Source organism: Pseudomonas sp. B21-017, assembly GCF_024749245.1.
Taxonomy (GTDB): domain Bacteria; phylum Pseudomonadota; class Gammaproteobacteria; order Pseudomonadales; family Pseudomonadaceae; genus Aquipseudomonas.
The window spans coordinates 5,012,656-5,025,346 of the sequence record NZ_CP087194.1; the positions used below are offsets into that span (position 1 = coordinate 5,012,656).

Consider the following 12,691-nt stretch of genomic DNA (forward strand, 5'->3'; position numbering starts at 1 on the left):
GCGCCGCAGATTAGCGGTCGTTACGTAAAAAAAAGCTCGATTCGCTCATTTTTTGGCCAGCACACCGTCGCCCATTGCGCCGCGGCATCCGGCGAACATATCCAGACCCGGGTTGTAGACCGTGCTGTTGACCTCCAACAGACCGAGCATCGAATGGAACAGGTTGTCCTGGCTCAAGGGTTTTTCACGACTCAGTTGCAGGCAATGGGTGTCCACCGAGAACGACTTTTGATAGCTGTCGGAGAACCACGCCAGCATCGCTACATGTTTCTGTTGTTCCGGTGCGAGCATGTAAGGCGTGCCATGCAGGAACAGGTTGTATTCGCCCAGCGACTCGCCGTGGTCCGACAGATACAGCATCGCGGTATCGACTTTGCCCTGGTTGCTGCGCAACAGATCGATCAGGGTCGACAGCACGTGGTCGGTATACACCAGCGTATTGTCGTAGCCATTGACGATGCTTTCGCGGCTGCAATTGTTCAGCGCATTGCTTTCACACACAGGTGTGAAGTGTTCGTATTCTTTCGGGTAGCGCTTGAAGTATTCCGGACCGTGACTGCCCATTTGGTGCAGGACCAGCACGGTGTCTTTATTCAGCGTGTCGATGAAGTGCTGCATGCCTTGCAGGAGAATTTCATCGCGGCACTCGCTGTTGGCGCACAGCACAGGGTCTTTCAGGTCACTCACGTCATCGACAGTGACCCGATCGCAGGTGCCTTTGCAGCCCGACTGGTTATCGCGCCAGATCACCTCGAGACCGGCACGCTTGAGCACGTCCAGCAGGCCTTCCTGGTTCTTCGCCTTGCTGGCGTCGTAATCCTTGCGCCCCATGTTGGAGAACATGCAGGGCACCGACACCGCCGTTTCCGTCCCGCACGAATGCACATCGGTGAAGGCAATCAGGCCGGATTCCTTACTCAGTTTCGGCGTGGTGTCGCGGTCATAACCCAGGATGCCGAAGTTCTCGGCCCGGGCACTTTCGCCCACCACCAGTACCGTCAGGGATTTACGGTCGTGGGCCTGCCAGGCCGGTTTTTTCTGGGCATCTTCACCCAGTTTGGCGAAAGGTTGCCGTGCAGACACCACTTGCTCACGCAGATAACCGAACGAGGCACCGATGTAGTTGCTCGGCACCACCATCAGACGCAATTCATGGTGATTGCGAAACAACGACGACAGGCCTTGATAGTTGACCAATGCGACACCGCCGATCACCGCAACCGACGCGACACTCACCAGCACTTTACTTAATAACTCACGGTGCCAGCGACGATAATTAACCGGGATTTTCCACAACAACCACGACGGCAAGACGCCGAGCAGCACGATATAAACAAACAGTTTTAGCGAGAGTAAGTCGCGTACTTCCGTGGCATTGGTTTCGGCGAAGTTACGCAACATACCGGCGTCGATCAGCACGCCATATTGGCTCATGAAGTACGCCACACCGGCACTGATCAGAAAGATCAGCGTCAACACGGGTTTCATCACGGGTCGGAATGCCAGCAAGGTCAGCACAATGTTGAAGGCCGCCAGGATCATCAGCCCGAACGCGACACGCATGACGATGCCTTGACCGTCTGCTGCGGTGATATCGAAGAGGTGTTGCCAGAGAACTAAATTGAACCCTGCCAATAGAAAGGCACTGGAAACCAACGTCACCCATTCGGGGCGCACGGCTTTGAACTTCAACATGTGATCGGCTGTTCCTGAAAAGAAGTGCCCGCGGCAAATGTGAAAATTTCATTGACCGAGACGCCACAAATCTTAATCAGTCAACCATCAATATTTCGTGAAAAAGAAGCCAACGAATAGTTGGCTTCTGGTATTAGGCCAAAACTTCCAACACTGGCGACCCGTTTCAAGCCTGATGCAGATACCAGCGCCAGTCCTGCTCACCGACTTCGCCCATGAATTGCCGGTATTCGGCGCGTTTCACTGCCAGATAGACACCTAGAAACTCACTGCCGAATGCTTCCCCGGCCCAATTCGAACCTTCCAGCGCTCGCAACGTGGTCAACCAGTCGGTCGGCAACAATTGCGCGGCCTGGGCGTAACCGTTGCCCTCCACCGGCGCCCCGGGGTCAAGTTGCTCGCGGATGCCGCGATGAATACCGGCCAGGATCGCCGCCGCCGCCAGATACGGGTTGGCGTCGGCACCACAAATACGGTGCTCGATATGCCGGGAGAATGCCGGCCCGCCGGGCACTCGCAAACTCACGGTGCGGTTGTCCACGCCCCAGGTAGCCGCCAGAGGGGCGTAGCTGTTGGTCTGGAAACGGCGGTACGAGTTGGCGTTCGGACAGAACAACAGCAATGCATCGAGCAATGTGGCGAGCATTCCGCCGACCGCGTGTTTGAGCAGCGGCGTGCCGTCCGGGGCCTCGCTGGCGAACAGGTTATTGCCGTCCTTGTCCGCCAGGCTGACATGCATGTGCATGCCGGTGCCGGCCAGGTCATCGAACGGCTTGGCCATGAAACAAGCCGTCATCCCGTGCTTTTGCGCCACGCCCTTGACCAGCCGCTTGTAGCGCACGGCTTCGTCCATCGCCTGCAAAGCGTCGGTGCGGTGTTCGAGGGTGATTTCCACTTGCCCCGGCGCGTATTCGGAAATCGCCGTGCGCGCCGGAATGCCCTGGAGCTTGCAGGCGCTGTAGAGGTCGGCCAGAAATGGCTCGATCTGTTCCAGTTCACGCAAGCCGTAGACCTGAGTCCCGCGTGGCCGCCCGCCATCGACATCCCGCGCCGGTTGCGGCCGACCGTTGCCGTCGCGCTGCTGATCCAGCAGATAGAACTCCAGCTCCGCCGCCATCACCGGGTAATAACCGTCGGCCTGCAAGCCTTCGACGACCTTGGCCAGCAGGTGCCGTGGGTCGGCGATGGTCGCGGGCATGCCCTCTTGCGGATGCATGCTGACCTGCACCGCCGCCGTGGGAATCAATCGCCACGGCATGCGCTGCAAACTGCCGCTGACGGGATAAGCGCGGCAATCGATATCACCGACGTCCCAGACCAGACCGGAGTTTTCCACGTCATCGCCATTGATGGTCAGTCCCAGGATGGTACTCGGTAGTGGCCGACCGCTTTCATACACCGCCAGCAACTCATCGCGATGCAGTAATTTGCCGCGTGGCACTCCGTTATTGTCGAGGATGAACAGCTCGAACATCTCGATATCCGGGTTCTGTTCAAGAAAGGTCAGGGCTTGCTCTTTGGTAGCGAAGGATGTCTTGGCACAGCTCATCGGAATTCTCGTCTATCCGCGTCAGGCAAACGCACAGGCGCCGCCGGTTTGATCCCGGCGCATGGCGCGGGACCTGTCAGAACAATCAACGGGAGATGCAGGAATCCGGCGGGCGCGCGTGACGGCAGTGCCACAAGGCCCAGAAGGCGAGTTCGGAAGGGAGTGCGACTGGACAACCGTCCATAGAGAAGACCGCGATAAACAGATGAGCAGCAGCGTCACACGGGCGGTTAAGCCGTTAAATCGGGATTTGAAGAACCTTGGGTGTGGATTGGCTAAACAATCGATTATTCGCTAAAGGGGATTAGCCGAGCGGTACAGTTATTTAATTTCTAAATACTGCTCCAGACTTTCTGATTTGCCGCCTCCAGGGCTCGCGCGCCTAATCGGCTCCTTGTTCCTGAAGGTCCGATTATGGAAAACGTTCGCGCAACCTCCCGCCCTGCCCCCTGGCTGATGTTCAGCATCATTCTTGTCGCCCTGAATCTGCGTCCTTCCATGGCCGCTGTCGGCCCGTTGCTGTCAGCCATTCGCGGTGATATCCCGCTGAGTTTCAGCCTGGCCTCGCTGTTGACCATGCTGCCAGTCATGGCCATGGGACTGGCGATGTTCTTTGGTATCGGCATCAGTCAGCGCTTGGGCGAGCAGCGCACCGTAGTGCTGTCGCTGCTGATCATCGGCCTGGCCACGGTGTCGCGGTTGTTCCTCGATTCGGCGACGGAACTGATCCTGAGCGCCGTGCTGGCCGGCGTCGGCATTGCGCTGATTCAGGCGCTGATGCCGGCCCTGATCAAGTCCCGTTTCAGCGACAACGTTTCCGTGTACATGGGTCTCTACGTGACGTCGATCATGGCCGGCGCGGCAATTGCGGCGTCATTCGCGCCGTTGGTGATGACCCGCACCGGCAGTTGGCGAGTGGGGTTGGCGATCTGGGCGGCACTGGCGCTGGCGGCGTTGCTGTTCTGGTGCGCTCAACGCACGGGAATGCCGACATTGGGGGAAAAGTCGTCCCGCAAAGAATCCTTTTTCCGCAATTCCCGCGCCTGGTTACTCGCAATCTTCTTCGGCCTGGGCACGGCGTCCTACACCTGTGTCCTGGCCTGGCTGGCACCGTACTACGTGGAAAAAGGCTGGAGCGAACAACAGGCCGGCTTGTTACTGGGCTTTTTGACGGCCATGGAAGTGTTGTCGGGGCTACTGACGCCCGCCATCGCCAACCGCAGCCGTGACCGGCGCCTGGTGCTGGTGGTGTTACTGGCACTGATCATGGCCGGTTTTTGCGGTCTGATTCTGAGCCCGCAACACCTGAGCCTGCTGTGGCCGTGCCTGCTGGGACTGGGCATCGGCGGGCTGTTCCCGATGAGCCTGATCGTGTCGCTGGATCATCTGGACAATCCCCAACGCGCGGGTGGGTTGACCGCCTTCGTGCAAGGCATCGGTTACCTGATCGCCGGCCTCTCGCCGCTGATCGCCGGGATGATTCGCGATCAACTGGGCAGTTTCGAATGGGCCTGGTGGTCACTGATGGGCGTCATGGCACTGATGATTCTGATGGTCCTGCGCTTCGATCCGCGGCATTACGCCAAACACATTCATTAACCCGGAACCCCCACCATGAAACGCACAGGTTTTGCTGCCGCTCACGTTGGCATGTTGCTCTGGGCACTATTGATTGCCGTCTCGTTTTCCGCGGCAGCCCAGGTCAGCCAGGCCATCGACCCGATTCTGCTGACCGGGTTGCGCTTGTTGTGTTGCGCCCTGGTGTTTTTACCCCTGCTGCTGTTCAAGGGCGATACCGCCATGACCGCCCGCGGCCTGCTCGGTCATGCCGTGCTCGGCATGCTGCTGGCGCTGTACTTCGGCTCGTTGTTCGAAGCACTGCGTTACACTTCGGCGGTGAACACCGGGACGATGTTCACTCTGGTGCCGTTGCTGACACTGCTGTTCGAAGCCATCCTGACACCCGACAGCCGCCTGAAACAGCGCGTGTTGCCCATGCTGGTTGCCGCGGCCGGCGCCATGCTGCTGGTATTGAAAGGCGCAGGCCCCGGCGAACTGCCGTCGCTGTATGCGGTATCGGTGTATGCGGTCGGTTGCCTGGCAATGGCGCTCTACTCGCCCCTGAGTCAACGGCTCAAGGCCAACAGCCTCAAGGGGCGCGGCCCGGTGGGCATGACTTTCTGGAACATGCTGTTCGGCGCACTGTTTCTATTGGCGTTTTGTGGATTCAGCGGCGGCTGGCGTTCGGCGTCGTTGCTGAGCGCGAGCGATCTCTGGTGGTTGATCTACCTGGCCCTGTTTGCCACCCTGGCGACTTTCTGGCTGCTGCATCGAGCCATTGGCGTGATCGCCCCTTCCTCAGTCATTTCCTACATCTACCTGAGCACCCTGTTCATCACACTGTTCCACTGGTTGTGGTTACGCCAGTCGCCACGCGCCCTGGAAATCATAGGCGCGTCTCTGGTGGGCGTCGGCATGTTGGCGCTGTTAATATCCAGTCGCGATGCGATGCCTGCACAGCAATCAGCGCTGAAGGCCTCTGGCCATGTTTCGGGCGATTGAATTCACAGGTCGTGTTCATAACACTATCTGTCCCACAACTGACCATGAAACATCCTACAAGGCATTCTCTTGGTACTATCGTTCCGCTAAGATCATTCGCACACGTTTGCGCACGGTCAGCGCAAGGAGCACAGCGAGACAGAACGGATGCTGAACAGTAACTTGCTTAGAAAGCTCGATATGCAAGACCTCATGGTGTTTGTTGCCGTGTATGAGCAAAGCAGCGTCACCGGTGTGTCGGAGGCACTTTGCGTCAGCCAGTCCACCGTGAGTTACTGCCTGAAAAAACTGCGCACCAGTTTCGAAGACGAGTTATTCATCAATACCCGCACGGGTATGCGCCCCACCTACAAAGCCAGCACCATGTATGCCCATGTGCTGAAGATTCTCGAAAGCATCAACCTGTGTCACGCCGGGACACCAACGTTCGATCCGACCTTGCAACCAGTCACCTTCAATATCTGTGCGCCGGAATACTTCGAGCAACTGATCCTGCCGCGCCTGTTGAAGAGCTTCGATTTCGCCGACCTGCCGGTGATGGTCAACATGCACAAGTTCGAAACCGACATCCCGGCCGAAGAACTGCGCGACGGCAGCCTCGACCTGGTGGTCTGTTTCGGCCCGAACTTTCATCGAAGCCACACCGACTTCAACTCCAGACGACTACTGGAGGACGATCTGGTCTGCGTCTTCGACAAACGCGCCACGCCGCTGGAGCCGCGCTTGAGCCTGCAAGCGTTCACGGAACGTCGGCATGTGTTCCCGACGCCCTGGACGTCCACCACCAACATGGTTGACGGCTGGCTGGCTCAACAGGCCCACAAACGCCAGATTGTCGCGCGCTCCAACAGCTACAGCGCGGCACTGAAGATGATCACCGGCACCGACTTCATCCTGACCTTGCCCCGGCGCATCCAGCAATTGCTGGCCAATGAGGCGATCTTCAATCACTGCGAAGCGCCCAATGGTTTACCGGGCTTCACCCTGGACATGCAGTGGAGTCAAAGCGTCGACCAGGACAGCGCCAACACCTGGCTGCGCGAGCAAGTGATCAAGGCCTGCGCCGAGCAGGAAATGGCCTGAAACTCAGAGGCCGATGGCAGTCTTGGTGTAGGACTCTCGATCGATGTCGATGATTTCCACACAGAGTTGAACCTCAACCCCGACCGGCCATTCGCACACATCCTGCACCACGGCCAGCAGGCTTTCGGACAACTGCTTCTTGATCTGCGGCGAGCGACCGCTCAATAACGACAGCTTTACATGCATGAACGCCCGCTCGCCCGGTGCGGTACCCACCCTGAAAGTCTCGACCTTCACCGCACGGGCCTTGATGTCGAACTCTTCAAACTGCCCCGAAGCGACCAGCGCGTTGTTGAGTCGCATCAATGCCACATCGGCATTCAGTTCGGACAGGTTGGCGGTGTATTCCATGTGCAGGTGGGGCATGACGGGGTTCCTGAGGATTGGCAGAAAGGTCGTAGATATAACACCGCCCTGCTCACTCTGTCAGCGGAAGGATCGGACGTTCACTCATGAACGCCTCCAGGCGCGAGCGCAGCCAGCGTTCAGCCGGGTCGCTGTCGACATGGCTGAGCCAGACCATGGACAGGTCCAGGGTCGGCGTCTTGAACGGAAACGGCTCCTTGAACAGTTGGCCTGACGCAGCCATCGCCTCCGCCGTGTAGTCAGGCAGGCTGGCGATCAGATCGGTGCCGGCGAGCAACGCCGGCAATGAGCTGTATTGCGGAACGGACAGCACGACGTGGCGTGTTCGGCCAATCTCCGCCAGCCATTCATCGGCGTAGCCACTGACATTGGCGGTGTGGGACACCAGCACGTGCGGCCGCGCGCAATATTCATCGAGGGTCAACGGCGTGTCCGACGCATCTGCACGCAAGATACTGGGCTGGATATGTCGCAACAACTTGCGTTTGGCGTTGGCCGGCAGGCCGCGGGTCTGGCTGATACCAACGGTGATATCGCCAGACGCCAGCAAGTCGGGAATGCGCCAGTAGTCGACATGCTGGACCACGAACACCACCTTCGGCGCTTCCTGGCGCAAAGAACGCAGCAGTGGCGGTAACAGACCGAACTCGACATCGTCCGACAGACCGATGCGAAACGTCATGGTGCTGCTGAGCGGATCGAAATCGTGGGTCAGGCTCAAGGCCACCGACAGCGAATCCAGTGCCGGCGACAGGTGCTGAATAATCTCCTCGGCCCGCGCTGTCGGCTCCATGCGATGGCCGACCCGAATGAACAGCGGATCGTTGAACATCGTCCGCAAGCGGTTCAGCGCCGCACTGATGGTCGGCTGACCAAGGAACAGCTTCTCCGCCACCCGCGTGACGTTGCGTTCGAGCATCAATGTCTCGAACACCACCATCAGGTTGATGTCGGCCTTGCGTAGTTCGTTGCGATTCATCCGTTGCACCCCGGTCCCCAAGACTGGATGACAGTTTAGGGAGGTGTCGCGATCGGCGTCTATGCAGGTTGGCAAACGACCCGATCCATAAAATCCGGGGGCACTCACCACTCAGGAGCGCCCGACTGAAACGAAGCTGCTCTGATTGAGCAGCTTCACCGCCTGGAACCTATATCTCCTTGACCGGTGTCTGCTCTTGAGTCCCTTTGATCAAATCGATGGCATGCACGCAATCAGACTTGTTGACGTAAGCCTCCCCACTGGCAATCGTTTCATGATTCCCCGCTCGCAAACGCCAGCGCCATTGGCCCTTGCCGGTCTGTGAGGTGCCACGGGTTTGCCTGTAAATCTCAAAGTACATTGATCGCTCCTTGCGATGGCTGATTACGACAGATCAGAGACCTGCGAAACCAGAGTAGATGAGGAATTTTTGCGGCAACGTCTTTCAATGTCAGGGGATATTTCGAAGGAAAAACCTTGATTGCCGAAACGATCAATGAATACGGGGGACGGTAATTAGAACGACTTGGCGAAGTAACTTTTCCTGTGGATGGACATATCTTTCTTACTCTGTCGTGCTGATTTTTCCGACACCAAAAGCTTGGGGAAAAAGCGGGACGGATGCGAAAGTGACCCGATGGAAAAAGCTGCGCAAACGAAAAAGCCCCGTAGATTCTCATCTACGGGGCTTTTCTATGTATGGCGGAGAGATAGGGATTCGAACCCTAGGTACCGGTGAAGGTACAACGGATTTCGAATCCGTCCCATTCGGCCACTCTGGCATCTCTCCAACGGCGCGCATCATAACAGCACAATCGCTGGAAGCGAACCCCCTTTAGCGATTTTTTTCCGTGCTATCAGATGCTTGCGTCGATTAAAGCGGTACGCCCAGACGGTTGGCGACTTCTTCGTAGGCTTCGATGACGTCACCGAGGCCCTGACGGAAGCGGTCCTTGTCCATTTTCTTCTTGGTGGCCTTGTCCCACAGACGGCAGCCGTCCGGGCTGAATTCGTCGCCCAGAACGATGGAGCCGTCGGAGAACACGCCAAATTCGAGTTTGAAGTCGACCAGCAGCAGGCCGGCGTCGTCGAACAGTTTGCTCAGTACTTCGTTGACCTTGAGCGACAGTTCTTTCATGCGAACCAGTTGCTCGGCGGTGCCCCAACCGAATGCCACTACGTGGGATTCGTTGATGAACGGGTCGCCCTTGGCGTCGTCCTTCAGGAACAGTTCGAAGGTGTAAGGGTTGAGCTTCATACCCTCTTCAACACCCAGGCGCTTGACCAGGCTGCCGGCGGCGTAGTTACGCACGACGCACTCGACCGGAATCATGTCGAGTTTTTTCACCAGGCATTCGTTGTCACCCAGCAGTTTGTCGAATTGAGTCGGCACGCCGGCTGCTTCGAGTTTCTGCATGATGAAAGCGTTGAACTTGTTGTTCACCATGCCTTTGCGGTCGAGCTGCTCGATACGCTTGCCGTCGAACGCCGAGGTGTCGTTGCGAAACAGCAGGATCAAGCGGTCAGCGTCGTCGGTCTTGTAAACCGATTTGGCTTTGCCGCGGTAGAGTTCTTCACGTTTTTCCATGATGGGCTCCGCTTGCTAAGTAGGTGGGCTAGGCGATGTGTCGCCAGTCGAGCCCTGAATCTTGATCGGCCAGTTGCAGCCAGTCCGGGTCGCACCCGAGGGTGTCGACAAAACATTGCCGGGCCAGCTGCGGCAGGTTGTTCTTGCTGCTCAGATGGGCCAGGACCAGGTGTTGCAGGCCTTGCCAGCCCAACTCGGCCACCAGGAATGCCGCCTGATGGTTGTTCAAATGTCCCAATTCACCGCCCACCCGTTGCTTGAGAAAGTACGGGTAGTGACCGCGAGCCAGCATGTCACGGCAATGGTTGGCCTCGATCATCAACGCATCGAGGTCCCGATAGCCGTCCAGCACCTTGTTGCAGTATGAGCCCAGGTCGGTCAACAGGCCGAAACGCCGCTGACCGTCGCTGAAAACATACTGCGTCGGCTCCTGTGCATCATGGGCCACGGCAATGACGCCGATGCTCAGAGGGCCGATTTGCAGTTGCTCGCCGCCAGCCAGAAAGCCCGCGGGTTCAATCGGTTTGCGCATCCCGCGCAGGGTCCCGCGACTGAGGTAGACAGGCAGATTGTAACGCCGAGACAGCAAACCCACGCCATGCACGTGATCGGCATGTTCGTGGGTCACAAGTATCGCGCTCAACTGCGCAGGGTTTACCCCAAGGCGCAGCAGGCGTTTTTCGGTTTCCCGCAAGGAGAAACCACAATCCACCAGCACATACGTGTCATCGCTGGCTACCAGCGTGCCGTTCCCTTGGCTACCGCTGCCGAGAACGGCAAAACGCATGCGATCAGCCCAGGTTGTCCTGAATCACGGTCAACACTTTGCGCGCCACGTCTGCTGGCGCCACGGTGTTGATGTTTTTCTCGACGGTAACTTGTACGTTCTCGCCGACCTTGCTCAGGCGAACCTGATAACGCTCGGCACGGGCTTCAACTTCTTCCTTGTTCGGCTTGCTGCCGAACAGGCTGCCGAAGAAACCTGGCTGCTCATCCTTCTTCTCGGCCTTTTCGGCGAGGTTGATGTAGTACAGGCCCAGGCTGCGGTTGATGTCCTCAACACGCCATTCGCCCTGTTCCAGCGCACGACCGACGCTCGACCAGGCACGATCCAGGTCGGTACCGACGTTGAGCACCGGGTTGCCACTGCCATCCTCGGTCAGGCTGACACGGCTTGGCGTATCGAAATCACGCGAGGCCAGCATGGAGACCGAACCGCCCTTCTCCGAAGTACGGCTCATGCTCGCGAGCATGTCGTCGACCAATGCTGCGTCCAGGCCGGTATTGACCGAACGATTGGTGAAGTCGACGTTGGCGGTGCTGCCGGCAGGACGCTCGGCGCTGACCACATAGACTTCACTGGTGTTGCGCTGCACGCCTGGCTCGATACGCACCCGTACGCGGGTTTCGCTGTCGGCGCCGACACCGGCCGCGCTCAGGCGCTTGGCCATGGCTGCGGACAGTTCGTCGGAATGCTGCCAAGTGGTAGTGAATTCACCGGTTTGCGGGCGCTGTTCGTCCAGACGGAAACCGTTGTCCTGGAAGAACTGCACGGCCACTGGCCAGACTTCGGCCGGTGGGTTCTGCGCCATGATCCAACGCGAATCGCCGCTCTTCTGCAACGAGTAGGCGCTGATATCAGCCGCCGCCGACAGCGGCTGCGGACGAGGCACGACATATTCGCCCTTGGCGGTATCGTCGGCCACATTGCGCGGGATCGGCAACAGTGGATCCAGACGCTTGGAGGTGCTGACGTTCGGTGGCAGTTGCATCGGTGCAGTCTGTTGCGCTTCCAGGTAATCGCTACCACGGTCACGGAAGTAACCTTCCGGGCCCCAGATCCATCCGCAGCCACTGGTGCTGGAGATAATCAAGGCAAGTGCGGAAAGTCCGGCCATTCGCTTCATGCGTAGTACTTCCTCAATTAAACCAGGACGCCGGACTGGCGCATGGCCTGCCGCAGCGGTTCGTGACAGGCAGCACTGAGCCAGGTGAGCGGCAGACGGATACCGTCCGGCATCAGGCCCATTTCATGCAGCGCCCATTTCACGGGGATAGGGTTGGATTCGATAAACAGGGTTTTATTGAGTGGCATCAGCTTTTCGTGGATCGCCCGGGCTTTGACGGCATCACCGGCCATCGCAGCGGCGCACAGCTCGCTCATGGCGCGCGGCGCAACGTTGGCGGTCACCGAAATGTTGCCCTTGCCACCGAGCAGCATCAGCTCGACCGCGGTCGCATCGTCACCGGAATAGACCAGGAAGTCGCTGCTCACGCCGGCCAGGATGTCCTTGGCGCGCTGCAGGTCGCCCGTGGCTTCCTTGATGCCGATGATGTTCTTCACGGTCGACAGGCGGATTACCGTCTCGGCCTGCATGTCGCACGCGGTACGACCCGGCACATTGTAAAGAATCTGCGGGATATCGACCGCTTCGGCGATGGCGCGGAAGTGCAGGTACAGGCCTTCTTGCGTCGGCTTGTTGTAATAAGGGGTTACCAGCAGGCACGCATCGGCGCCAGCGTTCTTCGCGTTGGTCGTCAGTTCGATCGCTTCACGCGTCGAATTGGCGCCCGTACCGGCGATCACCGGAATACGCCCTGCAACCTGGGCAACCACGCGACGAATCACTTCGATGTGCTCGTTCACGTCAAGCGTGGCCGACTCACCCGTAGTGCCGACCGCCACGATGGCGTTGGTGCCCTCTTGCAGGTGGAAGTCCACCAGTTTGCTCAGGCTGTCCCAGTCGAGACGACCCTGTGCATCCATGGGTGTGACCAGTGCCACCATACTGCCCGCAATCATGCAACCGCTCCTGCCGGAAAAAGAGAGCGGTAATGGTACTGGCGCCAAGATGCTTGTACAAGCGAA

General features: G+C 58.5%; 12 protein-coding genes and 1 tRNA gene. 3 read left to right on the plus strand and 10 right to left on the minus strand.

The window, feature by feature from the left end; genetic code table 11:
- Window positions 1–45 precede the first annotated feature (45 nt).
- Window positions 46–1,695 carry a phosphoethanolamine transferase gene (locus LOY28_RS22585; RefSeq protein ID WP_258612572.1) on the minus strand — a complete coding sequence of 550 codons (1,650 nt, stop codon included), beginning with the start codon at window positions 1,693–1,695 and terminating at the stop codon, window positions 46–48.
- Between the two features lie 166 nt (window positions 1,696–1,861).
- Window positions 1,862–3,244, minus strand: a complete 1,383-nt coding sequence (locus tag LOY28_RS22590) for a glutamine synthetase family protein (protein WP_258612573.1) — start codon at window positions 3,242–3,244, stop codon at window positions 1,862–1,864.
- 414 nt (window positions 3,245–3,658) lie between these two features.
- Here LOY28_RS22590 and LOY28_RS22595 point away from each other — a divergent pair, with 414 nt between their 5' ends.
- The 3 genes from LOY28_RS22595 to LOY28_RS22605 all read left to right on the plus strand — a co-directional run bounded on the left by LOY28_RS22595 (window position 3,659) and on the right by LOY28_RS22605 (window position 6,889).
- Complete coding sequence (locus LOY28_RS22595) at window positions 3,659–4,843, plus strand: cyanate transporter (protein ID WP_258612574.1); 1,185 nt, start codon at window positions 3,659–3,661, stop codon at window positions 4,841–4,843.
- A gap of 15 nt (window positions 4,844–4,858) precedes the next feature.
- Window positions 4,859–5,806, plus strand: a complete 948-nt coding sequence (locus LOY28_RS22600) for a DMT family transporter (protein WP_018926770.1) — start codon at window positions 4,859–4,861, stop codon at window positions 5,804–5,806.
- A 147-nt stretch (window positions 5,807–5,953) separates the two neighbouring features.
- Window positions 5,954–6,889, plus strand: a complete 936-nt coding sequence (locus LOY28_RS22605; RefSeq protein ID WP_019020897.1) for a LysR family transcriptional regulator — start codon at window positions 5,954–5,956, stop codon at window positions 6,887–6,889.
- A 3-nt stretch (window positions 6,890–6,892) separates the two neighbouring features.
- Here the strand turns inward: LOY28_RS22605 and LOY28_RS22610 are convergent, their stop codons facing one another.
- The 8 genes from LOY28_RS22610 to dapA all read right to left on the minus strand — a co-directional run bounded on the left by LOY28_RS22610 (window position 6,893) and on the right by dapA (window position 12,625).
- Window positions 6,893–7,255: a 5-carboxymethyl-2-hydroxymuconate Delta-isomerase gene (locus LOY28_RS22610; protein WP_258612575.1), complete on the minus strand. Its 363-nt coding sequence runs from the start codon at window positions 7,253–7,255 to the stop codon at window positions 6,893–6,895.
- Window positions 7,256–7,307: 52 nt separating this feature from the next.
- A complete protein-coding gene (locus tag LOY28_RS22615; protein WP_018926773.1) occupies window positions 7,308–8,234 on the minus strand; it encodes a LysR substrate-binding domain-containing protein in 927 nt (308 codons plus the stop codon).
- 169 nt (window positions 8,235–8,403) lie between these two features.
- The gene (locus tag LOY28_RS22620) at window positions 8,404–8,595 is read right to left on the minus strand and encodes a DUF1508 domain-containing protein (RefSeq protein ID WP_018926774.1); all 192 of its coding nucleotides are present in this window, start codon (window positions 8,593–8,595) and stop codon (window positions 8,404–8,406) included.
- A 339-nt stretch (window positions 8,596–8,934) separates the two neighbouring features.
- Window positions 8,935–9,024: transfer RNA gene (locus LOY28_RS22625), tRNA-Ser, on the minus strand.
- Window positions 9,025–9,108: 84 nt separating this feature from the next.
- Window positions 9,109–9,822 (minus strand): phosphoribosylaminoimidazolesuccinocarboxamide synthase, encoded by a 714-nt coding sequence (gene purC / locus LOY28_RS22630; protein ID WP_018926775.1) that lies wholly within the window; start codon window positions 9,820–9,822, stop codon window positions 9,109–9,111.
- A gap of 28 nt (window positions 9,823–9,850) precedes the next feature.
- Window positions 9,851–10,609, minus strand: coding sequence for an MBL fold metallo-hydrolase (locus LOY28_RS22635; RefSeq protein WP_019580834.1), 759 nt, complete (start codon window positions 10,607–10,609; stop codon window positions 9,851–9,853).
- A 4-nt stretch (window positions 10,610–10,613) separates the two neighbouring features.
- Window positions 10,614–11,729, minus strand: a complete 1,116-nt coding sequence (gene bamC, locus LOY28_RS22640; RefSeq protein WP_018926776.1) for an outer membrane protein assembly factor BamC — start codon at window positions 11,727–11,729, stop codon at window positions 10,614–10,616.
- Window positions 11,730–11,746: 17 nt separating this feature from the next.
- Window positions 11,747–12,625 carry a 4-hydroxy-tetrahydrodipicolinate synthase gene (gene dapA, locus LOY28_RS22645; RefSeq protein ID WP_007941448.1) on the minus strand — a complete coding sequence of 293 codons (879 nt, stop codon included), beginning with the start codon at window positions 12,623–12,625 and terminating at the stop codon, window positions 11,747–11,749.
- Between the last annotated feature and the right edge of the window lie 66 nt (window positions 12,626–12,691).

Bases quoted from the DNA above. Each gene is read 5' to 3' on its own strand.
- LOY28_RS22585 (WP_258612572.1), bottom strand. From the start codon at position 1,695: ATGTTGAAGTTCAAAGCCGTGCGCCCCGAATGGGTGACGTTGGTTTCC.
- LOY28_RS22590 (WP_258612573.1), bottom strand. From the start codon at position 3,244: ATGAGCTGTGCCAAGACATCCTTCGCTACCAAAGAGCAAGCCCTGACC.
- LOY28_RS22595 (WP_258612574.1), top strand. From the start codon at position 3,659: ATGGAAAACGTTCGCGCAACCTCCCGCCCTGCCCCCTGGCTGATGTTC.
- LOY28_RS22600 (WP_018926770.1), top strand. From the start codon at position 4,859: ATGAAACGCACAGGTTTTGCTGCCGCTCACGTTGGCATGTTGCTCTGG.
- LOY28_RS22605 (WP_019020897.1), top strand. From the start codon at position 5,954: ATGCTGAACAGTAACTTGCTTAGAAAGCTCGATATGCAAGACCTCATG.
- LOY28_RS22610 (WP_258612575.1), bottom strand. From the start codon at position 7,255: ATGCCCCACCTGCACATGGAATACACCGCCAACCTGTCCGAACTGAAT.
- LOY28_RS22615 (WP_018926773.1), bottom strand. From the start codon at position 8,234: ATGAATCGCAACGAACTACGCAAGGCCGACATCAACCTGATGGTGGTG.
- LOY28_RS22620 (WP_018926774.1), bottom strand. From the start codon at position 8,595: ATGTACTTTGAGATTTACAGGCAAACCCGTGGCACCTCACAGACCGGC.
- purC (WP_018926775.1), bottom strand. From the start codon at position 9,822: ATGGAAAAACGTGAAGAACTCTACCGCGGCAAAGCCAAATCGGTTTAC.
- LOY28_RS22635 (WP_019580834.1), bottom strand. From the start codon at position 10,609: ATGCGTTTTGCCGTTCTCGGCAGCGGTAGCCAAGGGAACGGCACGCTG.
- bamC (WP_018926776.1), bottom strand. From the start codon at position 11,729: ATGAAGCGAATGGCCGGACTTTCCGCACTTGCCTTGATTATCTCCAGC.
- dapA (WP_007941448.1), bottom strand. From the start codon at position 12,625: ATGATTGCGGGCAGTATGGTGGCACTGGTCACACCCATGGATGCACAG.